This window comes from Streptomyces sp. GQ60 (assembly GCF_059758875.1).
Window position 1 is genome coordinate 239,231 of record NZ_JCAXEG010000002.1, and the last position, 21,794, is coordinate 261,024.

Here is a 21,794-nt window from a genome sequence, read left to right on the forward strand (position 1 = left end):
TCGGTCCGGGGTGTTTTTGCGTGGCGGCGATGATAGGCGAACGGTATTCACTCGGAGCGCAGCATGCGGACCTTCTGGTCGGTCAGGTCGTAGCGTGCGACCGCCACGGCCAGCCGGCCGGTGGCTATCCTGCGGGCCAGGTCCGGTTCCGCCGCCAGCAGGTCCCGGGTCCGGCGCGCGTGGGCGTCGATGGTGGCCGCACGACTGGTGGGCGAGGACCAGGACCAGGGGGACGTCCAGCTCGAGGACCCCGTACGCGATGCTGCCGAGCACCGCCTCGTCCAGCACCTCCCCCGCCGCGCGGACGGTCAGCAGATCGCCGAGCCCCTGGTCGAAGACGAGCTCCGGCGGCACCCGGGAGTCGACGCAGCCCAGCACGATCGCGAAGGGGTGCTGCTCCCGCGCCACCTGGAGGCGTACGGACCGCGACTCGTGCGGGTGTTGCCGGCGGTACGCCGCCCAGCGCCGGTTGCCGGCCGCCAGGCGGCGCAGCGCCTCCTCCGGGGTACGGGGACGGGCCCCCTCCACGGCTTCGGCGGAGGCATCGGAGGCGGAGGCCGGGAAGACGGAACCGAGGCCGAGGACGGACCCGGCCGCCGCGGTGCCGGCCAGGGCGGTGCGCAGGAGGACGCGACGGCTGGGTGAACTGGCGGAAGGCGCCTGTGTGTTCGAGGACATTCGGGGACGTTAACCGCGCACCGGCCGGCCGGGGCCGCCCCCGGACGGAAATGGCGGGTTCCTCCCGGAGCCCGGCTCGATCGGGGCGACGGAGTTGTAGGGAACGCCGGCCGGCCGCCGTGCCGAGCGGCGCTTGCTCCAAGCCGACGGGCGCGGGGCTACGGCTCGCGGGCGGCGAGGGTCGCCGGTTTGACCGCATCGGGTCCGTAGCGGGCTCGGGCGCGGTCGGCGGCCGCCTCGACGGCCAGGGCGCGGTCGTCGGCCGGATCGAGGCTGAGCTGGCGCAGGGCCTCGGAGGCGGGGCGCAGGGCTTCGGCACGGAGGTCGAGGGAGCGTACGCGGGCCCGTTGGAGGCCGAGGAGACCGTAGAGCTCGTAGGCGGCGCCGGTGAGGGGGCCGGTGTGGTGGGTGGGTTCGGCCAGGGTGCGGGTGCGGGTGGTCGTGGTGCGGTCGGCGTAGCGGACGGTGAGGGTGAGGCCGGCGGCCACCTGTTCCTCGTCGCGGAGCCGGGCACCGAGCCGGTGGGCCAGGCCGAGGAGGGCCCCGCGGTGCCGGTCCGTGTCCAGGCAGTCGGCCTCGAAGGAGTGGTGGGTGGCCAGGGACTTGGGGACGGGACGGGCCTCGACCGGACGGAGGTCCTCGCCCTGGGCGTGGGCGTGCAGCGCCCGGCCCATGGCCGAGCCGAAGATCCTGGTCAGGGTGGGCAGGGGCGCGTCGGCGAGGTCCCCGATCGTGTGCAGCCCGTACGCGGCCAGGGTGGCGGCGGTGGCGGGGCCGACTCCGTAGAGCGCGGCGACGGGCCGGGGGCGCAGCCAGGCGGTGACCTCCCCCTCGGTGAGCACGGTGGTGGCGCCGAGGGGGGTGAGGGCGGCCGTCATGGTGGCGAGCATGCGGTTGGGCGCGATGGCGCAGGTCGTCCGCACACCGTGGAGTCCGACGGTCCGCATCCGCAGGACGGCCGCCACGGCCTCGGCGTCGCGCTGCCAGTAGCGCAGGGCTCCGGTGATGTCGAGGTGGGCGGCGTCGGGCGGGACCGGCTGGACCCGGGGGGTGATGTCGGCGGCCATGTCGAGGAGTTGGGCGTAGAGGCTGGTGGCGGTGGCGGTCGCGGAGTCCGGGCCGGCGCCGGGACCCGTACCGGGGCCCGCGCTGGTGTCCGTACCCGGTACCGTGCCGGGGCCGTCCCCGTGGGGGAAGTGGAACTGGGCGTGGAGGATCTGCTGCGTGGTGATCACCCCGCCGAGCCGGGGCTGATGTAGCCGAGGGACTTGAGGTCGGCGGCGCGGGTGCCCGCGGGCTGGAGGTCCGCGTACGGGTGGAGGCGCGCTCCGCTGGTGCCGTTGGCGAGGGTTCGCGCCGGGGTGGCGCCCTGGGCCGGCGTGGGGGCCGGATCGGCGCGGCCGAGCAGGGCGAGGGCGGCTTCGGGGCCTTGGTCGCGGCGGGCGGCCGCGATCTCCTCGAGGTTCCAGACCATCTGGCCGACCACGGTGCGGCGCGGCCCGCGGGCCTCGACGGTGCCGCGGACTAGGAGCAGCCCGGAGTGGAAGACCGTGTGGGCGCAGGCGTCGTGGCTGTCCTCGAAGAACGCGATGTCCACGAATCCCCGGCCGTCTTCCAGGGTCACGAAGATGACCCTCTTGCCCGACGGGATCGGCGGTGTCTGCGTCGAGGCGCGGACTCCGGCGACCAGGACCCGCTGCCCGGGGCGCATCGCGCCCAGGTGCGCGGAGTCGACGGCGCCGATCTCGCGGAGCAGCCGGTGGTGGTGCTCCATCAGGTGCTGGGAGACGTCGATGGACAGGATCTGGATCTCCGCGTCGAGCGCTTCGCGGCTGGTCATCTCCGGCAGCCCCGACGCTGCGGCGGTGACGAGTGCGCCGCCGAGGGCGAGCTGCCCGTCGACCGCGCGCCCCCGGGTGTGGCGGTGGAGCTCGGAGACCTGGAGGAGGAGGTCGCGGCGGGTGAGGCGGCCGCGCAGGGAGTCGAGGGCGCCGATCCGGATCAGGCGCTCGGCGGTCGGGAGCGCGGGGCGGGCCCGCTCCCAGAACTCCTGCAGCGAGGCGTAGGGCCGGCCGGCGTCGATGCGGGCCACTTCCTCGGCGCCGATTCCCTTCACCGTCGACAGCGAGAGCCGTACCGCCCAGGCCCCGTCCGCCGTCCGCTCGACGCGGTGGTCGGGCGCGGAGCGGTTGATGTCCACGGGAAGCACGGGCACGCCGTGGCGGCGGGCGTCGGAGACGATCACCCGGGCGGGCCACATCCCGGGATCGTGCTCCAGCAGCCCGGCGTAGAGGGCAGCGGGGTGATGGGCCTTGAGCCAGGCCGACTGGAGGGCGGGCACGGCGAAGGCGACGGCGTGCGCGCGGCAGAATCCGTACGCCCCGAACGCGGCGACGATCTCCCACACCTCGTCGAGCACCTCCCGGCCGTAGCCGCGGGCGCCCGCCCGCTGCCTGAACCACGCCTCCACCCGGGGCAGCCGGTCGCGGTCGGCGAGGGCGCGGCGCGCGATCTCGCCCAGCGCCCGGTCGCAGCCGGTCATCACGGCGAAGATGTCGATGATCTGCTCGTGCCAGATCGTCACGCCGTAGGTGTCGGCGAGGACGGGTTCGAGGTCGGGGTGGGGGTAGTGGGGGGCGGCCCCGTGGCGGGCGGCGATGTAGAGGGCGGGCATGCCGCCCTTGACCGGGCCCGGGCGGAACAGGCTGATGTCGGCGATGACGTCCTGGACCCCGCGCGGCTGGAGGCGGCCGACGAGGTCCTGCTGGCCCGGCGACTCCAGCTGGAACATCCCCACGGTGGCAGAGTTCCGGATCAGCTCGAACGCGTCCGGGTCGCCGAGGGGAACGTGGTCGGGGTTGTCGAGGTCGAGCTGCCGGCCGGTGGTGCGGCGGATCTCCGCGACGGCGTGCGCCATCGCCGACTGCATCCGCACCCCCAGCACGTCGAGCTTCACGAGCCCGAGGTCTTCCACGTCTTCCTTGTCGGCCTGGACCATCGGGTACCGCCCGCCCGGGGTGGGCTGCACCGGCAGCCGGTCCAGGAGGGCGGCGTCGGAGAGGATCACTCCGCACGGGTGCATGGCGTACCCGCGCGGCAGGGCGTCCAGCCCCTCGGCGAGTTCCCACAGCGGGCCGTACGAGGCGGCCTCGGCGGCGAGTTCCTTGAGCTCGGGGAGCTCGGCGAGGGCGTCGCGGATGTCGCAGGCCCGGATGTGCGGGAAGGACTTCGCGATCCGGTCCACGGTCTGCGGGGGCAGGCCGAGGGCGAGGCCCGTGTCGCGCAGGGCATGGCGGGCCCGGTAGGTCTCCGGCATCGCGGCGACGGCCACGCGCTCCGTGCCGAACCGGTCGATGATCCGGTCGTAGACCTCCAGACGGCGGGCCGACTCCACGTCGAGGTCGATGTCGGGGAGCGAGCGGCGGCGGACGCTGAGGAAGCGCTCGAAGAGCAGGTGGTGTTCGAGGGGGTTGGCGGTGGCGATGAAGAGGGCGTGGTTGACCATGCTGCCCGCGCCGGAGCCGCGGGCGGCGACCCGGATGCCCATGGCCCGGATGTCCGTGACGACCTGGGCGACCGCCAGGAAGTAGGACTCGAACCCCATCTTCCCGATCACGCCGAGCTCGTACTCCAGCCGCCGGACCGCCTGCGGGTCACGGTCCAGGCCGCGCGCGAACATCCCCTCCGCGCAGCGCCGGCGCAGCAGGGCCGTGGCCTCGTCCGGTCCGGGTCCGGCGCCCACCGATTCCGGCTCGGGGAAACTGGGCCGCGCGGGGGTGGAGCCGATGCCGATGCCGAGGTCGGCCACCGGGTCGACGGCGCACAGCTCCGCCGTACGCATGGTCTCCGCGAGCAGCTCCGCCGCCCGGGCGGGGTCCGAGGCGACGCCCGAGCCGGCGCCCGGGCCGGTGGCCGCGGCGATCCGCCCGGCGGCGTACGCCATCTCCTCCGGCCCCTTCAGCCAGCGCTCGCCGCAGTCCAGGCGGCGGCGGTCGATGGGGCGCAGCAGCCGGGCGGAGTCCAGTACGTCGGCGATGCGGTGCTGGGCGGGGTCGGCGTAGCGGACGGCGTTGGTGAGGACCGCGGGGATGCCGAGCCGGTCGGCCAGCCCCAGGGTGCGGGCGGCCAGGCGCAGCGAGCCCGGCCCGGTGCCGGGGAGCCCGTACCAGAGCACTTCCAGCCGCAGGCCCGGGCCTACGATCTCCCGCCACGGGGCGAGGAGCCGCTCGGCCAGATCGGGCCGGCCGGCCGCGAGGGCCCGCACGGGCTCGGACACCGGGCCGAGCATGACCACCAGTCCCTGGTCCGCGTAGCGCTCCAGGACGGGCCAGGACACTACGGGCGGGGCGGGTGCGGGTGCGGCGTGGGCTGCGGCCGCTTCGGCTGCGGCCGCCGCACCCCCCTCGGCGCCACCCGCATGCGCGGCGGAGACCAGGCGGCACAGCCGGGCCCATCCGTCCGCGTCCCGCGCGAGGAGGGTGACCCGCAGGGCCGGCTCGGAGACGTACGCACCACCCCGCACGGGCGTCCGCGGCCGGACCCCGGCGGGGGCGACGCGGCCGCCGCCGGGTCCGGGGGCGGGGGCGACGGCGACGTCGACCCCGAAGACCGGACGGACCCCCGCCCCGGCAGCCGCCTTCGCGAAGCGGACCACTCCCGCGACAGTGTCGCGGTCAGTGAGCGCGAGCGTCCCGACACCCCGCTCCGCAGCCCGTTTCACCAGGTCAGAGGGGTCCGAGGCGCCGTACCGGGCCGAGTAGCCACTCGCGGCATGGAGGTGCGCACCGACGCCCATGGGCCACCTCCGATCGACCGACCACCCCTTTCCAGCCACCCTGACCAGATACAGCCAGCGTATCGAACGTAATTCGAACAACGCGACTCCCCCGAACACCCCGGCCGTGACGAGGCTCCTGTGACCGAGCGCTCTGGTTGGCCTTTGAGAGCCATAGTTGGCCCGACGTGTGCACGCTGGTTGGCACGGACTGCTCGGTGACGTTCAGTGGCCTGCCTGTCCCGGCATGTGGGGCCGGTGCCTTCTGATGTCAGCGGTCCCGCATACGGTCTGCGCATGGTTGATCAGAGGCTCTCCACGGCATCGATAGGCGACTTTGCGACCTGGGAGCCGGTGCTGCGGCTCCTTCTGGCCGAACAGGCGCGGGGGCACGTTGCCAGGTCCGTTCGAGTGGCAGGGCGTATAGGGCGAGGGGGCTGGAGTCCGGCTCTCACGCGACGGATGCCGCCGCCCGGCCGGGCCGCTCAAGTGGAGGACATGCGGGAGGAGCTCGACGCGGTGGAGCGGGTGCAGAGCGCGCTTGCGGCCGCTGGGGTCGACGACGTCTCGTTCACGGCGGAGATACATCCGACCGGGAAGACCGTGCTCCGCCTGCTGGGTCCCAGCCCCGCCGTCGAACCCGGCATAGGTACCCCGCACCCTGGGGCGCTCATCCTGGTCGAGGGCTCTCTCCCCGAGCCCTGGCGCCGTCTCCCTGAACCGGCTCCCAGGGCAGCGCCGGCCCCTTCGGCGGACCTGGAGTTGCTGGAGCGGACGCTGCGTGAACGTTTGCCGCACGCCATCGGTGCGACGGAGGAAGAGATCTCCGCCGCCGAATCGCGCCTGGGTGTCGTGCTGCCCGACGAGCTCAAGGTCCTCTACCGGGTAACACGGGCACGGTGGGAGGACCTGGGTGACGACTACGAGGCAGCGATAAGCGAGTGCGCAGCGGTCGGGTGCGAGCTGTTCGATCTCGAAAGCTTGTACGTCGCCGACGCGGCATCGCGTCACTGTCGCTGGGAGTTCGCGGCGATGGAGGCGGTAGTCACCCGGCCCGACTCCATGGTGCAGGGCCTCGTCGGCTCGCCCGGCTGGATCGCCTTCGGCGACAACGGCGGCGGAGACCGGTTGGCCGTCGATCTGACACCCGGCCCCCGCGGACACACGGGCCAAGTCATCATGCTTTCCCACGAGGAGAGTGTCGGCGCCGCGCTCGTTGCCGACTCCCTCACCGACCTGGTGCTTGGCCGGCTCGGCGCGGAGCCCAGCGAACCCCGAGAGCAGCGGCCACCTGCCGTGGCCAGGGTCAACATCGCAAGCCTGCCCAGCATCCAGGCCGCCGCGCACCCTGGCCTGGAGGCCCTGTCCATCGGCGTGTGGGACGATGCGCCACTCAGCCTCGCCCCCGTCACCGGGCTGCCCCGCCTGCGCACCCTCGCCGCTTACCCCGGCACCCTGGCCGACCCGTTGGAGATCACCAAGCTCACCGGGTTGGAGTTTCTGGAGCTTGGCCCAGAAGAGTGGAGGGTCCTCCTGGACGCCGGCGCTGTACCGCGCAGCCTGTCGGCCGCAGCAATCGAGGTGCATGGCAATCAGGACCCCCTGCCGATCGTGGCCATCGCGAACGAGATCCTGGCCCTTTGGGACCGGCCTCAGATCATCCAGACGGTCCTCGACGGAGATCTCGGACCGTTGGCGTAGTCGGCGAGGGCAAGCGACTCGTCGCAAGGACGTACCTCGGCCGCCGGCCATCCGACCAGGGGACCGCTGTCAGCCCCGAACGGGGTCTTCCCGCTGTGCACCGTAGTTGGCCGGAGGGGCCGGAGGCAGCTGTTGGGGCCAACGCCAGGACGGGCCTGGTCGAGGCCTGGGTGTGGCGGAAAATGGATCGACGTCCTTGCGTTCCACGGGCGAGCATGTGGGGCTACGTCACACTGCCGGAGGTTCCGTGGGATCCAGAGACGCCGACATCGACTTCACGTTCTCTCGTCCGACCACCGTCCGCGCGGTTCTGGATGCTTTGACCGGGGTGGGCTGGTCCGTGGAGGTTCCCGTCGGAAGCGTCACCTACATGATCAACGACGCGGATGACGTGTACGAGTGGTCCGCCAGCTCCCCCGAAGACATCGACGAGGTGCTGGCGCGTCTGGACGCGCCCGGCAACCTGCCGTACACCGTGGCAGTCGACGTCTACCATCCGGAGGCCGGGACGGGCGGGATGCTCATGCTCATGCCCGGTCGCGTTGAGGTCTCCTTCGTGCCCACGATCGACCGTCGACGCATCCCGGCGGCACCGGAGTTCACCGACCTCGCCTGGTACCTGCACGCCCTCGTACCCGCCCTCGTCACGACGGGGCTTGAAGGGTACGAAGCCAAAGAGATCAAGTACTGAGGATCCTGCACCGCCGCGGCCGAGCATCGGTCACACCGCCTGCAACTGAGCGTCGCACCGGCGGCCGCCAGGGCGCACGCCTCTGCGCAAAGTTGCGGCTCTCCGGCCGGCGGACATCCATCCTGGGAGAGTTGACCGCTCCGCCCGTACCAGGCATTTGCCCAGGCCATCAGATAGGCCGCCCCGGAGGCGCTGGAGGTGGCAGATCGCCGGCACCTCCTCCAGAACCTCTCCACGGCGGTGGAGAAGACCTGCCACCGGCACCGCGTCTGCCTCCGACGGCCAGTTGAAACTGATGCGAGCCCACCGTTGGCCACACCGGAGACTCCGCTCCTTGACCGGATCCGACAGCGCCACGCGGAGGTCAATGAGCTTGCCACCACCAGCCTGCCGCTCAACGCCATCGTCCGCCGACTGCGGCTGGACCGCCAGACGGTCCGGCGCTACCGCAACAAGGAACTGGCAGGACTTCTCGCCTCGGCGCAGGATCGAGGCCACGGTGTCCTGGACCCATTCATGGAGCACGTGCAGCGCGGCTTCCATACGGGCTGCACCAGCTCGATGCAGCTCTACCGCGAGGTGCTCGCCTCGGCTACACCCCTCATTCGCTCTGCTCAGAGCCCTCATCTTCCTCGGTCGCCTCCGAGCATCGAGGATCATGGGGGCTATGGAACAGTTTTCGCCGGTGAGTGTGCTCGCCCTTCGTCCTGCCCTTCCGCATCCGAAGGCGATCAAGAAGGGGGCGGGCATACGCCCGTTCATCGACGGCCGCGACGTGCTGGAGGAGATCCACCCGGACGGCGATTCGAGCTGCTACCAGGAGAAGTGGCTCGGCGCACCAGCAACGTGGCCACTGTGGGCCGCCGACGACCCTCACCGGGTCGAGTTGTCGAACAACGACTGCGACACCGGTTGCTGCGGTGGAGTATTCGTCACCATCCAACGCCGCGGTGGCCTTGTCGAGTGGACGAACTGGGAGAACACCAACGACAACCGGGTCCCGGTCCCACCCGAGATCCACTTCGACACCGCGCAGTACGACGCCGAACTGGCCCGGCTCGTGGCGGACCACAGCTGGGAGGAGCCCGTGGACACCGCCGCCCGCCTGCTGGCCCAGCGGATCGCCGACGCCGACTGGTACGAGCGGTGGGACTGCCAGCCGCTTCCACACGGCATCGGAGTTCGACAGCGGGATCCGTTTGCGCAAGTGGTCATGCACTTCATGACCGACCGGTCTGGGAAGGGCACGGCGTTCCGCTGGCACAATATGCAGGTATCCGCGCAGGAACCCGTCGAGGACCAAGTGGGGCGCTTCGTCGAGCAGATCTCGGCCAGCGACCCCCGCAAGGATGCAAAGGGCCTTTGACAAGGCGTCCGGGATTCGCTCGCGGGAAACTTCAGACACGTCCCAGCACCTACTACTGGTGCGCGACTGGGGGATTAGCGCGCACGGTCGATGTTGCTCCTGGTGTAGCCATCACGGAAGAGCCGTCGGGACCTTCTGCTTGGCCCTTCAGCGTCGTAGGTGGCACCTGAGCGTTGCAGCTAGCCGGCCCGCGCGCACCCTGCTCTGGCGCACACCGCCCCGGATCTTGAGCGGCCTCACCTGGGCGTTAGCCTCGGCGGATGATTCCTGAGCCGCCACCGAAGGTCATCACGCGTCTCCGCGACGGGCGGATCCACGCCTACGTCGTGGACGTCGGCGTCTACGGGACGCTGGAGCCCGCAGCGGTGTTCCAGCCGCGGGATGACGACGAGGTCGTAGTGTCGGTGGTCCGGCATGATCTGGAGCGGGTCGTGTACACGACGCTGAACAGCGTCGTCTGCCTCACGCGTGCCGGTGACCTCATCTGGACCTCGGCCTTCGAGCCGCATTCCGACGTACGCCATGGCCACCGACCTGACTGTGCGCTGTCTCTGGACGGCCGCACGGTCTGGGTCTACCGGCCGGATGCGATGGCGGGACGCGGGGGCGGGGACCAGTGGGTCGTGCACGACGCCGACAGCGGTGTGGTTCTCGCCCGCCGGGAGCTGGAGACGGTCGGGCACGGCGCCTTCCACCACGTGCATCCCGTGGACGGCAGCATCTACCTCAACATCGGTGAGGGCCAGGACGGCTCCGTCATTCTCCGGGGTATCGCCGGGGCGGACAGCGAGCCGGAGTTCGTGACGTACCCGTGGCCGGACCGCTGCCTGATCGACCTCGCTCCGTCCGGGCAGCAGTTCATGACCGTAGACCACGGACAGGCGGACGTCGCCTTCCACGACCACCCCCACGGGGACGTGCTCTTCACCCTCCCCGTCGAAGCCTTCGGGTACGACCCCGAGGAGTCCTTCGTGGAATGGAGCGGCGGCTACCTGACCGAGGACACGGCCATCGTCACCCTGGGCGGTGAGAGCCAGGACGAGGAGGAGTGGTTCCGCCACCACTTGGTCGACGTTCGCACGGGCACGCTCAGCGGCGAACTCGCCGTCGAGGTGGGCAACCCGTACGAGCTGGTGCTCCTGGGCGACGGTTCCTGGCTCACCGGCGGCCCCGACGGCGACCCCGTCCGTTGGTCCCGCGCTCCGCAGCCGTCCACACCAACGCGCCCCGCCGTACCGACCCCTCCCCACGAGAGGCGGCAACCGTGCCGCTGATCCCTCGGACACCTGAAGGCCTGAGCCCACGCTGACCAAGCCTCAGGCTTTGGCAGCTCGCCTTCATCGACAAGTCGATCCGGGTCTCGGCCGGCTCGTCCACCACCGCCGCCCGCTCCAAAGCGATGTGAGCGCTCACATCAGAATCTTGTCAACAACTCGGACAGGACGGGATTCTGATGATGTCTCAGTAACAGACGGGTTACGGCACGACACTTGACGACCTCTCGTGTCCCGTGGTCTTCTCCCTGCGACACATCGGATGTTCGACTTTCAAGTTGTTAGCGCTAACAACATGTCGGAAGCCCGGTACCCCCACACCGCAGGGGTCGCGTCTTGCCGCCGCCTCGGACGTGCCGTGCCGTGCCCGGTCCGCACGCACCGAGAAGGACCGGCCCCCACCCAAGTCGCCCCCAGGAGGGTGCAGATGAACGTTCTCGGTACAGCTCCACGAACCTCGACACGGCGGGGATGGCGGTCACGGGTGGCCGCCCTGCTCTCGATGGTCTTCGTGGCCGGCTTCCTGACGATGGTGAACCCGTCGGTGGCCTCGGCCGCCTCGGTCGACACCGGCAAGTGGTACGTGCTGGTGAACCGCAACAGCGGCAAGGCGCTGGACGACTACAACTTCGCCACGGCCGACGGCTCGCCCGTCGTCCAGTGGGCCCGGTCCGGCAACGAAGCCCAGCAGTGGCGCTTCCTGGACTCCGGCAGCGGCTACTACCGGCTGCAGAACCGCAACTCCGGCAAGGTCCTGGACGACTACGGCTGGTCCTCGGCCGACGGCGCCGACGTCGTCCAGTGGAGCGACCTCAACGCGACCAACCAGCAGTTCCGTCTCGCCGACTCCGCCGACGGCTACGTCCGCCTCCTGAACCGCCACAGCGGCAAGGCCCTTGAGGTCCAGGGCGCCTCCACCGCCGACGGCGGCAAGATCGTCCAGTACGCCGACTGGGGCGGCAGCAACCAGCAGTGGCAACTCGTTCCCGTCGCCGACGTCGGCGGCGGCACGTGCGCTCTTCCGTCGACGTACCGCTGGACATCGACCGGCCCGCTGGCGAACCCGAAGCCGGGGTGGGTCGCGCTCAAGGACTTCACCGCCGTGAAGCACAACGGCCAGCACCTCGTCTACGCCACGACGCACAACACCCTCGCCGGTAAGGAGGGGCGTTGGGGATTGACGAGCTTCAGCCCCTTCACGAACTGGTCCGACATGGCCACCGCCACCCAGAACACGCTGCCCTTCGACGGCATCGCGCCGACGCTGTTCTACTTCGCCCCGAAGAACCTCTGGGTGCTCGCCTACAACGGGGGCTGGCCGTACACCTTCTCCTACCGCACCTCGAGCGACCCCACCAACCCCAACGGCTGGTCCGCGCAGCAGGAGCTGTTCACGGGCACCCTCCCGCTCCCGGACGGAGGCCCCCTCGACGTGACCCTCGTCGGCGACGACACGAACATGTACATGTTCTTCGCCGACGACCACGGCGGCATCTACCGCGCCGGCATGCCCATCGGCAACTTCCCGAGCAGCTTCGGTTCGTCATCCACGAAGATCATGAGCGACACGGCGGCCAACCTGTTCGAGGCGCCGGAGGTCTACAAGGTCCAGGGCCAGAACCGCTACCTCATGATCGTCGAGGCACAGGGGGGCAGCAACGGCCGCTTCTTCCGTTCGTTCACCGCCACCAGCCTGGACGGCACGTGGACACCGCAGGCCGACACCGTGAGCAACCCCTTCGCCGGCATGGCCAACAGTGGCGCCACCACCTGGACCAGGGACATCAGCCACGGCGACGTGGTTCGCACCAACCCCGACCAGACCAAGACCATTGACCCTTGCAATCTGCAGTTCCTCTACCAGGGGCGCGACCCCAGCACCGACGGCATGGACTACGGCCTCCTGCCGTACCGGCCGGGGGTACTGACACTGCAGCGCTAGCCGGTGGCGCGACGCAGGCCCCGGTGTTCCTGAGGTTCGCGGGCATCGACGTACGCCGAACCGGGTGCGCGTCACAGCGAGCGGTCAGGAAGAGGTGGAGTCGGACGGGCGGGCTCGGTACAAGGCCGAGCCCGCCCGTGCACGCGGAGGACCCGGATGGTGGCGGCCTCGTGGTACGCCGGGGCCGAGCCGGCGAAGTCGCCGGTGTTGAGCGGCGACCGCACGGTCGGCCCGCCTCCGGGTCGACAGGGCGCGTGGCTGCGGTCGTGCGGCGGGCGCGGCTTGGCCGAGGCGCACCACTCCGAATCCGCGCAGCGGCGCTCGGTGAGCGCGTAGGTGGCCGTACCGGCCGACCAGGGGGTCCACGCGATCAGGCTGCCGGGCGGCCGGCGGCCTGCGGCTTCGCGGCCCCCGGCACCATCGCGAGCAGTTCTCGCCCGGTCGCGTCCCCCGGCGTGGTCGTGACCTCTGAGACCTCGGCCTCCCCCTCCACCACGGCGAACGACCACACGTCGCCGCCCGGAACGTGTACGGCCGCGCGTGGGTCCTGCCGGAGTTGCCGGACCTTGACGCGGTCGGCGGTGGTGGAGAACCGCACGATCCGCGCTTCAGCGTCCCAGCTGTACAGCATGGTGGTGAGATGGGGATGGCCACTGCTCTTGTTGGTGGCGAGAGTGCCGAACTGCTGAGTGCTCAGCAGTTCGGAGAGGGCTTCGTCGGACAGGGAGCGGGGGCCTGCATTCTGGGTCATGCCGTGGTCAACTCCCTTATGCGGCTGGGCATTCCAGAGCCTGGGCGTCGATGTGTCCGGTCTCGCCCGGCCTCCGATCCTCCGGACCGTCCTCGAGGGAGACCTCGGCCCGATCGCGTAGCCGGCCGCCGGGCGGGAGCGGCCTCGCGCGCAGCGAGGCCGTCCTCACCCGACCGGCGCCGTCACCCGCCCTCGCCCGGGTCGCGCTCAGGCCGTGGCGGCGCCGAACCACCTCGGCAGGTGGGCGTCGAGGTCGTGCTGGTCCTCGCCCGCCCAGGCCACGTGGCCGTCCGGGCGCAGCAGCACGGCGGGCGCTTCCAGCTCCTCGCTGACGTCGACGACGTGGTCGATCCGGTCGGCCCACCCGGAGACGGACAGCCGGCCGGTCTGGTCGATCAGGAGTCCGCGGCCGGTGTGCATCAGCGTGTAGAGGCGCCCCTGCTTCAGCTCCACGTCCCGCAGCCTGCGGCCGAGCAGTTCGTGGCCTTCTCCGAAGTCGTAGCCGACGTCGACCGCGGTGATCATCCCGGTCACGTACCGGTTCACCTCCTCGAAGTCCATCAGCTTCGCGAACAGTTCCCGCAGCGCGGTGGGACCGGCGTCGGTCCCCAACAGCGTGATCTGTGCCCGGGTGTTGTCCAGTACGGCGGCGCCCACCGGGTGGCGTTCGGCGTGGTAGGTGTCGAGGAGGTCTTCGGGCGCCCAGCCGTTGACAGCGGCGGCTAGCTTCCAGCCGAGGTTGAAGGCGTCCTGCACACCGAGGTTGAGCCCCTGTCCGCCGGTCGGCGGGTGGATGTGCGCCGCGTCGCCGGCCAGCAGCACCCGGCCGACCCGGTAGCGCTCGGCCTGCCGGGTGGCGTCGCCGAAGCGGGACAGCCAGCGCGGCGAGTGCACGCCGAAGTCGGTACCGGCGAAGGTCCGCAGCTGCTGCTTGAACTCCTCCAGGGTCGGCGCGGCCGTACGGTCCTCGGACACGCCGTCGGCGGGTACGACGATGCGGCACGACCCGTTCTCGCCCGCGCTGACGCCGAAGCGGAGCTGGGTCCTGCGCACCTCCGCGACGACGGCGGCGATCGTCGCCGGATCCTCGGTCACCTCCATGTCGCCCAGCAAGGTCTCGACCGTGGCGGGCTCGCCGGGGAAGCCGACGCCGATCAGTTTGCGCACGGCGCTGCGGCCGCCGTCGCATCCGACGAGGTAGCGCGAACGCAGGCGCGTTCCGTCCGCCAGCTCGACGGTCACCCCGTCCGCGTCCTGGCTCAGGCCGACCGCTTCGCAGCCGCGCCGGATCTCGGTGCCGACTTCAAGGGCGTGCTCGCCCAGCAGTCGCTCGGTGAGCGGCTGCGGGATGGCGAGGCCGTACGGGTGCGCCGTGTCGAGCCGCTCCGGCCACGGCTTCATGATGCCGCCGAACAGGCCGCCGACCTGGAACTTCTCGCTGGCGGCGAGGAATCGGTCGAGCAGGCCGCGCTGATCCATCAGCTCGACGCTGCGCGTGTGCAGGCCCTGACCGCGGGACTCTCCGGTCGGCTCGGTCAGCTTCTCCACCACGACCACGCGGACGCCGTGCAGGCGCAACTCGGCGGCCAGCATCAAACCGGTCGGTCCGCCGCCGACGACGACCACGTCGACCACGTCGGTCACGTCGGTCACGTCGGTCACGTCGGTCATCTCCGTCACGGCTGCCCCATCCCTCAGGTCCGTCACGGCCGTCACGGCCGCGAGGTCGGTCGCGTCAGTCGGGCCGGTCACTTCAACCACCTCGGTCGCTTTGGGCACTTCAGTCGTCACGCAATCACCATCTCCGCAGGTTCTGCCTTCGGCCAGTGATTCTGCGTCACCACCGGGGTCTTGCCGCAAGCCCCCCGGTGCGCTATAAGTTGAGAGTGGCAAGGAGTGCGGACGACACCTCCTTGCCTTTGTGCATTCCGGAAGAAACCTGCTGGCGAGCCCGGCCCTCCACGGCCGATCATGGAACGCATGAGTGATCAGGGCGAGCGCTGGACCCAGTCGACGGTGTACCCGGACATGTGGGCGGACCCGGACGACGACCCCCGTAACAGCGGAGAGAGCACCGCCGAGGGCGAGCTCGCGACGCTGCGGGAATTCCTCGCGGACTACCGCCTGACCCTGCGGATGAAGTGCGAGGGCCTGGATCCTGAGCAGCTCGCCCGCCGTTCGGTCCCTCCCTCGACGATGTCGTTGCTCGGTCTGGTGCGGCACCTCGCCGAGGTGGAACGGGACTGGCACAACTGGATCACCGACGGTGATCCGCTGCCGAAGCTGTACGGCAAGCGCGACGGGGACTTCGACGGAGCCGTCGCCGAGCAGGCCGTCGTCGACGACGCGTACGCCGATCTGGAGCGCGAGCAGGGTGCGACCGACGCCGCGCTGGCCCTGCATCCGGATCTGGGCGAGCGGCTGGGGAAGGACCGGATCGCGGTGCGCGAGCTGATGGTGCACCGGATCGAGGAGTACGCGCGTCACTGCGGGCACGCCGACCTGTTGCGCGAATGCGTCGACGGGAGGGTGGGGCAGTGAGGGTGGGGCAGTGACAGGGCGCCGGGGAGCGGAGGGAAGCGGAAGGGGCCCCTTACCGGAGCGGGCGCAGCCCGTGTGACCATGGCTTCCTTCGCACATCAGCACCTCATGGGGGGACCATGCGCACCCGTACCACCACCGCCTCGGCCGGCCTCGCCGCCATGCTCGCGGCGGCCCTCGTCCTGTCCGGCTGCTCGGCGTCCGGTGGGGGCGCGTCCGGCAAGGGGGCAGGGGCCGGCGCCTCCCTGTCGGCACCGGCATCCGCCGCGCCGGTGCCGGGCGGCGCCGGGCACGACGAGCCCCGGCCGCAGGACCAGAACCTGCTGGCCTGGACCGGGGATCCGAACGACGCCGGGCACGTCACCGCCCAGTCCGCGGCCGGGGTCGGCGGGCGGGTCACCCTGGTCCGGATGGTGCTGCGCGAGCAGCTCACCTGGTCCAACATCTGGCTGGGGCTGGCCGGTATCGACCCGAACGCCCAACTGTCCAACTGCTACCTCGGCGTGTACGACGCCAAGGGCACCCTGGTCGCGTCCACCACGGACGTCTCCCCGCAGCTGATGACCGAGGCGATAGCCAAGCCGTTCCCCCTCGCCAAGCCCTTCACCGCCGCCCCCGGCACCTACTTCGTCGCCCTCCTCCTCAACGGCAGCTGGGCCACGAACGCCCTCACCCTCAAGGCCACGGGCGCCGGGATCTCGGTGAACGCGGGTCTGAACCCGCCGAGCCTCCGCTACAGCACCATCCTGACCGGTCAGACCTCGCTCCCGGCCACCGTGAACCTCGCCGAGCAGTCCACCAGCACGATCAACACCGGCTGGGCCAGCCAGTGGTACGCGATTTCGTGAGCGCCCGTGCCGGCGAATGACTGGTAGGAAAGTTTCCTGTTTGCTAGCATCCCGCTTCGGCGGCTCGGCGCGGTGCCCGTTCCCGTTCCCCTTTCGGGCATGACGCGCTCAGCGAGAGCTCTGACCCGGCCGCTGTGACCACGCCCGCCCCTGCCCGCACCCGGGTGGGGGCAGGGGGTCGTCTCGTACCGGTGCCAGCTCTCGCCACCCACCAGGCCAGGGAGTCAGGAATGCGCCTGAACACCCCAAGCACGCCTCATGCTTCCGCATCACGCCGGACGGTCGGCGTGGTCATCGCCGCCGTACTCCTCCTCGTAGGCGGCCTGTTGCTCGCCTATCCCGAGCGGGCCGGCGCCGCCGCCGACCCGCTCATCTCGCGCGGCAAGCCCGCCACGTCTTCCTCCAACGAGACGTCGGGGCTCGGTCCGCAGAACGCCTTCGACGGCAACTCCGCCACCCGGTGGGCCAGCGTCGAGGGGAAGGACCCGCAGTGGATCCGCGTCGACCTCGGCGCGAACGCCAACGTCACGCGGGTGCTGCTGAGGTGGGAGGTCGCGTACGCCAAGGCGTACCGGGTCGAGATCTCCCCCGACGGCACCACCTGGACCCGGCTCGCCAACGAGACGGCCGGCAACGGCGGTAGCGACGAATGGACCGGCCTCTCCGGCAAGGGGCGCTACCTGCGCGTCTACGGAACCGCCCGCGGCACCTCCTACGGGTACTCCCTGTACGAGGTCGAGGTGTACGGCACCCTCGACGGGACGCCCCCGCCGACCGGCGCCTTCACCGTGGTCGCCGCGGGTGACATCGCCGCCCAGTGCACCGCCTCGGACAGCGACTGCGTCCACCCCAAGACCGCCGCTCAGGCCCAGAAGATCAACCCGAAGTTCTATCTGACGATGGGCGACAACCAGTACGACGACGCCCGGCTCTCCGACTACCGGTCCTACTACGACACTTCCTGGGGCGCGTTCAAGGACAAGACCCGCCCGGTGCCCGGCAACCACGAGACCTACGACCCGGCCGGCCCCCTCGCCGGCTACAAGGCGTACTTCGGGGCCGTCGCCTACCCCCAGGGCAAGAGCTACTACAGCTTCAACGAGGGCAATTGGCACTTCATCGCCCTCGACTCCAACTCCTTCGACCAGCAGGCCCAGATCGACTGGCTCAAGGCCGACCTCGCAGCGAACACCAAGGGCTGCATCGCCGCCTACTGGCACCACCCGCTCTACTCCTCCGGCGGGCACGGCAACGACCCTGTGAGCAAGCCGGTCTGGAACATCCTGTACGGCGCCAAGGCCGACCTCGTACTGGGCGGACACGACCACCACTACGAGCGGTTCGCCCCGCAGGACCCGAGCGGGAGGGCCACCGCCGACGGGATCACCGAGATCGTGGGCGGCACGGGCGGTGCCGAGCCCTACGCCATCGAGGACGTCCAGCCCAACAGCCAGAAGCGGATCAGCGGTGAATACGGGGTCCTGAAGCTGGACTTCAACGATTCCGGCTACAGCTGGAGCTACGTCGGCACCGACGGGACGACCAAGGACACCAGCCCGAAGTACACCTGCCACTGATGTACCTGGCCACCACAGGCCGCCGGGCCGCTCCGGCCCCGCCCCCCACCACGGGGGCGGGCCGGCGCGTCCCCGCCGCCGTCCTGGCGCTCGGTACGGTCAGCCTCGTCACCGATGTCTCCTCCGAGATGGTCAGCGCGGTCCTGCCGCTCTACCTGGTTCTCGGACTCGGCCTCTCGCCTCTCCAGTTCGGCTTCCTGGACGGGCTGATGGGGGCGGCCGGCGCCGTCGTACGGCTGCTCGGCGGGCACGTCGCCGACCGCGGCCACCGGTACAAGCACGTCGCGGGGATCGGCTACGCCATCTCGGCCTGCTCCCGGCTCGGCCTGCTGCTCGCGGGCGGAGCCACCGGCGGGATCGCGGCGGCCCTGGCCGCCGACCGGGTCGGCAAGGGCATCCGTACGGCCCCCCGCGACGCCCTGATCACCCTCAACAGCCGTCCCGAAGAGCTCGGCCGGTCCTTCGGCGTCCACCGGGCCATGGACACCACCGGCGCCCTGCTCGGCCCGCTCGCCGCCTTCGCCCTGCTCTGGGCGACCGCCGGCGCGTACGACGCGGTGTTCGTCGCCAGCTTCTGCACCGGTCTGCTCGGCGTGCTGATCCTGGTCCTCTACGTTCCCGGCCGGCACCGCCCGGCAACGACGCCCGGGCCGGCTCCGCCCCGGGGGAAGGCCTTCGGGGCGCTGCGCGACCCCGCCTTCCGGCGGATCCTCTGGGCCGCCGCCCTGCTCGGCGGCGCCACCATCGGCGACGCCTTCGTCTACCTCCTGCTCCAGCGCCGACTGGGTCTGGACCCGGGCTGGTTCCCGCTGCTGCCGCTCGGCGCGGCCGCGGGCTACCTGCTCCTGGCCGTCCCGGTGGGCCGGATCGCCGACCGGGTGGGGCGCCGGCTGCCGTTCCTGTACGGACACCTCGCCCTGCTCGGCGCCTACCTCGTCCTGCTCGTCCCGGCCGGCGGGCCGGCCCCGCTCCTCGTCGCGGCCGTCCTCGCCCTGCTCGGGGTGTTCTACGCGGCGACCGACGGGGTGTTGATGGCCCTCGCCGGGCCGGTGCTGCCCGCCGGAGGCCGAGCGGGCGGCCTGGCCGTGCTCCAGACCGGCCAGGCCCTGGCCCGGATGCTCGCCACGGCGGGCTTCGGCGCCGCGTGGACGGTGTGGGGGGCGCAGCCCGCGCTGTGGGGGGCCACCGCGGTGCTGCTCGCCGCGCTGGCGGGCGGCTGGGCGCTGCTGCCGCGTGATCCGGATGCGCCGGGCGCACCGGGCGCGCCGAGCGATCCGCCCGCCCCGGCCGCCCCCCGCGGAGCCGGCGCAATCCCCCACCAGTGAGAGGAGCCCCTCATGACCACGCAGCCCACCGGGCCGGCGCCCGCACGCCGGCTCGGCACCCGGGCCCGTACCGCCGTCACGGCCGCCGCGGTCATCCTCCTGGCGGGCTCCGCCGCCGGGTACGCCCTGCACGCGGGACAGCGGCCGGCCGGCCAGCGGGGCGGCGCCGAGGCCTCCTTCACCCTCGGCGGTCCCGCCCTGTACTTCCGGGACACGGCCACGGGACGGGTGGCGCACCAGCCCCTGGCCGCCACGGCGGGCGGCGTCGCCCGCACCGCGGGCGGTCCCGTCTGCGACCGGTTCCACACCGCCGGGGGAACCGCCCTCTGCCTGCGCGCCGAGCCGGGGGTGCCGGCGAAGACGTACGCCGTCGTCCTGGACCGGCAACTGCGCGAAGTGAGCCGGACGACGGTGCCGGGGGTTCCGACCCGGGCCCGGGTGTCCGCGTCCGGACAGATGCTCGCCTGGACGGTGTTCGCCGCCGGGGACTCGTACTCCACCACCGGCTTCTCCACCCGGACGGCCGTCCTCGACCTGCGCACGGGGTACCTGGTGAAGTCCCTGGAGGAGATCCCCCTCACCATGGGCGGAGTCCGCTACCACTCCCCCGACGTCAACTACTGGGGCGTGAGCTTCGCCCGGGACGACAGCCGCTTCTACGCGACCGTCTCCACCAAGGGGCGTACGCACCTCGTCGAGGGGAACATGACCGATTGGTCGGCGCGGACGCTGCGGGAGAACGTCGAATGCCCCTCCCTGTCTCCCGACAACACCCGGATCGCCTTCAAGAAGAAGGTGTCCGACGACCCCGCCGCACCCTGGCGGCTGTACGTCCTCGACCTGCGGACGATGGCCGAGACCCCGCTCGCCGAGACCCGCGGCGTGGACGACCAGGCGGCCTGGACGGACGACGGGACGATCGCCTACGCCCTGCCGGGCGCGGACGGACGCGCGAGCGACGTCTGGACCGTCCCCGCGGACGGCACCGGAGCACCCCGGTTGTCCGTCGCGGGCGGGTCGTCACCGGTGGCGGTGGCGGACGGTCCGGCGTCGGCGGCGGGCGCGGCCGACAGCCGGAGCCGGCCGATCAGCTGACATCCGGCCGCGGTCCGGCCGCCGTCACCGAGGCCAGCCGGGCACCCGCCCCGGTCAGCCGGATCCGCAGTTCCCGCACGGTGAGGGGCTCCACACGGTGGACGCGCCGGACCCCCACCGAGTGGCCGGAGGCGATCAACCGTCCGTCCGCCCAGACCTCGTGGCCCTCCACGCGCTGGCCCCGGGTGAGGTCCTCGCGCAGTTGCACGTGGTCCACGCGGACCGGCCCGCCGAAGTCCGCGAGGAGATCGTGCCCGTCGGCCGCGAGGACGGCCGGGTGCGGATCGCCGAGTCGCCGCTCCAACTCCGCGGTGAACGCGAGGAGTCGGTCTCGGTCAGCGTCGTCGATCAGACCGCGCCGGTCGGGCGGGACGCCCAGGAGCAGGCCAGCGCCCAGCCCCACCGAGGAGTACCAGATCTCCAGCAGGTCCTCGCGGCTCTTGAGGGTCCCGAGGTTCCCGGGCTGCCAGAACCAGTCGGCGCGGAGGGGGACATCGCATTCGGGCGGCAGGTAGGCGGCCGAGTCGAGCTCGGCCTGCCCGTCGTCGTACAGGCTGATGCCCGTGGAGTGCGTGACGTAGCGGCAGGGATCGGCGGCGAGCCCCTCCTCGTTTCCGACCCAGCGGATCGTCGGGCGGCCCATGTTGAAGACCATGGCGTCCGGCTGGTGCCGGTCGATGACGGCCATGACCGCGTCCCAGTCGTACGTGCGCCCCTCGGAGCCCGCCCCGTCGAACCACAGCTCGCACAACGGACCGTACAGGGTGCAGAGTTCGGTGAGCTGGCGGAGGTAGAAGGAGTCGTACTCGGCGGGCTCCCCGTAGCAGTCCGCGTTGCGGTCCCAGGGCGAGAGATAGAGCCCGAGGCCGAGGCCCGCCTCCCCGCAGGCCCCGGCCAGTTCGGCGACCACATCGCCCGCTCCGTCCTTCCAGGGCGAAGACGCCACGGAGTAGGCGGTGGTTTCGGTCGGCCAGAGGCAGAAGCCGTCGTGGTGCTTGGCGGTCAGCACGACGTACTTCGCTCCGGCCTCGACGGCGGTACGGACCCACTGGCGCGCGTCGAGCCGCGCGGGCCGGAAGGTGGCCGGGTCCAGGGTCCCGTCGCTCCACTCGACGCCGTTGAAGGTGTTGATGCCGAAGTGCAGGAAGATCCCGAATCCGGCTTCCTGCCAGGCGAGTTGCCCCGGCGTGGGCACGAGCGGGGTCGTGGCCGGGCCGGCGGGCCGGGCGGG

General features: G+C 71.6%; 14 protein-coding genes and 2 pseudogenes. 10 read left to right on the top strand and 6 right to left on the bottom strand.

All coding sequences use genetic code 11. From position 1 onward, the window contains the following. Nucleotides 1-47: 47 nt before the first annotated feature. The 3 genes and pseudogenes from AC6CKD_RS06140 to AC6CKD_RS06150 form a co-directional block, all read right to left on the bottom strand. Nucleotides 48-678: pseudogene (locus AC6CKD_RS06140) on the bottom strand (carbonic anhydrase). 158 nt (nt 679-836) lie between these two features. Next, entirely contained in the window at nt 837-1,913 is a 1,077-nt protein-coding gene (locus AC6CKD_RS06145; RefSeq protein WP_498325694.1) for a DNA polymerase Y family protein, read from the bottom strand. Beyond that, nucleotides 1,910-5,473: a DNA polymerase III subunit alpha gene (locus AC6CKD_RS06150; RefSeq protein WP_498325695.1), complete on the bottom strand. Its 3,564-nt coding sequence runs from the start codon at nt 5,471-5,473 to the stop codon at nt 1,910-1,912. Before AC6CKD_RS06150 ends, AC6CKD_RS06145 begins: the two co-directional genes overlap by 4 nt. A gap of 276 nt (nt 5,474-5,749) precedes the next feature. Between AC6CKD_RS06150 and AC6CKD_RS06155 the strand changes: the two genes are divergently transcribed. The 5 genes from AC6CKD_RS06155 (at nt 5,750) to AC6CKD_RS06175 (ending at nt 12,426) form a co-directional block, all read left to right on the top strand. Next, the gene (locus tag AC6CKD_RS06155) at nt 5,750-7,153 is read left to right on the top strand and encodes an SMI1/KNR4 family protein (RefSeq protein WP_498325696.1); all 1,404 of its coding nucleotides are present in this window, start codon (nt 5,750-5,752) and stop codon (nt 7,151-7,153) included. A gap of 247 nt (nt 7,154-7,400) precedes the next feature. Further along, nucleotides 7,401-7,844, top strand: a complete 444-nt coding sequence (locus AC6CKD_RS06160; RefSeq protein WP_498325698.1) for a hypothetical protein — start codon at nt 7,401-7,403, stop codon at nt 7,842-7,844. A gap of 667 nt (nt 7,845-8,511) precedes the next feature. Next, the gene (locus AC6CKD_RS06165) at nt 8,512-9,210 is read left to right on the top strand and encodes a hypothetical protein (RefSeq protein ID WP_498325699.1); all 699 of its coding nucleotides are present in this window, start codon (nt 8,512-8,514) and stop codon (nt 9,208-9,210) included. Between the two features lie 260 nt (nt 9,211-9,470). After that, nucleotides 9,471-10,484: a hypothetical protein gene (locus AC6CKD_RS06170; protein ID WP_498325701.1), complete on the top strand. Its 1,014-nt coding sequence runs from the start codon at nt 9,471-9,473 to the stop codon at nt 10,482-10,484. A gap of 427 nt (nt 10,485-10,911) precedes the next feature. Next, the gene (locus AC6CKD_RS06175) at nt 10,912-12,426 is read left to right on the top strand and encodes a non-reducing end alpha-L-arabinofuranosidase family hydrolase (protein WP_498325703.1); all 1,515 of its coding nucleotides are present in this window, start codon (nt 10,912-10,914) and stop codon (nt 12,424-12,426) included. A 394-nt stretch (nt 12,427-12,820) separates the two neighbouring features. Here AC6CKD_RS06175 and AC6CKD_RS06180 read toward each other — a convergent pair. Together AC6CKD_RS06180 and rox are read right to left on the bottom strand one after the other, a co-directional pair. Continuing rightward, nucleotides 12,821-13,177, bottom strand: a pseudogene (locus tag AC6CKD_RS06180) (pyridoxamine 5'-phosphate oxidase family protein); the annotation flags it as partial. Between the two features lie 207 nt (nt 13,178-13,384). Then, nucleotides 13,385-14,812 carry a rifampin monooxygenase gene (rox, locus tag AC6CKD_RS06185; RefSeq protein WP_498326265.1) on the bottom strand — a complete coding sequence of 476 codons (1,428 nt, stop codon included), beginning with the start codon at nt 14,810-14,812 and terminating at the stop codon, nt 13,385-13,387. A gap of 336 nt (nt 14,813-15,148) precedes the next feature. Here rox and AC6CKD_RS06190 point away from each other — a divergent pair, with 336 nt between their 5' ends. The 5 genes from AC6CKD_RS06190 (at nt 15,149) to AC6CKD_RS06210 (ending at nt 20,563) form a co-directional block, all read left to right on the top strand. Then, the gene (locus tag AC6CKD_RS06190) at nt 15,149-15,718 is read left to right on the top strand and encodes a DinB family protein (RefSeq protein WP_498325704.1); all 570 of its coding nucleotides are present in this window, start codon (nt 15,149-15,151) and stop codon (nt 15,716-15,718) included. Between the two features lie 119 nt (nt 15,719-15,837). After that, nucleotides 15,838-16,566, top strand: a complete 729-nt coding sequence (locus AC6CKD_RS06195; protein WP_498325705.1) for a hypothetical protein — start codon at nt 15,838-15,840, stop codon at nt 16,564-16,566. 230 nt (nt 16,567-16,796) lie between these two features. Beyond that, the gene (locus tag AC6CKD_RS06200; protein ID WP_498325707.1) at nt 16,797-18,143 is read left to right on the top strand and encodes a discoidin domain-containing protein; all 1,347 of its coding nucleotides are present in this window, start codon (nt 16,797-16,799) and stop codon (nt 18,141-18,143) included. Next, nucleotides 18,143-19,468, top strand: a complete 1,326-nt coding sequence (locus AC6CKD_RS06205) for an MFS transporter (protein ID WP_498325708.1) — start codon at nt 18,143-18,145, stop codon at nt 19,466-19,468. Before AC6CKD_RS06200 ends, AC6CKD_RS06205 begins: the two co-directional genes overlap by 1 nt. 12 nt (nt 19,469-19,480) lie before the next feature. Then, on the top strand, nt 19,481-20,563 hold the full coding sequence (locus tag AC6CKD_RS06210; RefSeq protein WP_498325709.1) for a TolB family protein: 1,083 nt from the start codon (nt 19,481-19,483) through the stop codon (nt 20,561-20,563). Here AC6CKD_RS06210 and AC6CKD_RS06215 read toward each other — a convergent pair. Further along, nucleotides 20,556-21,758 carry an alpha-L-fucosidase gene (locus tag AC6CKD_RS06215; protein WP_498325710.1) on the bottom strand — a complete coding sequence of 401 codons (1,203 nt, stop codon included), beginning with the start codon at nt 21,756-21,758 and terminating at the stop codon, nt 20,556-20,558. The two genes, AC6CKD_RS06210 and AC6CKD_RS06215, sit on opposite strands and share 8 nt — an antisense overlap. Between the last annotated feature and the right edge of the window lie 36 nt (nt 21,759-21,794).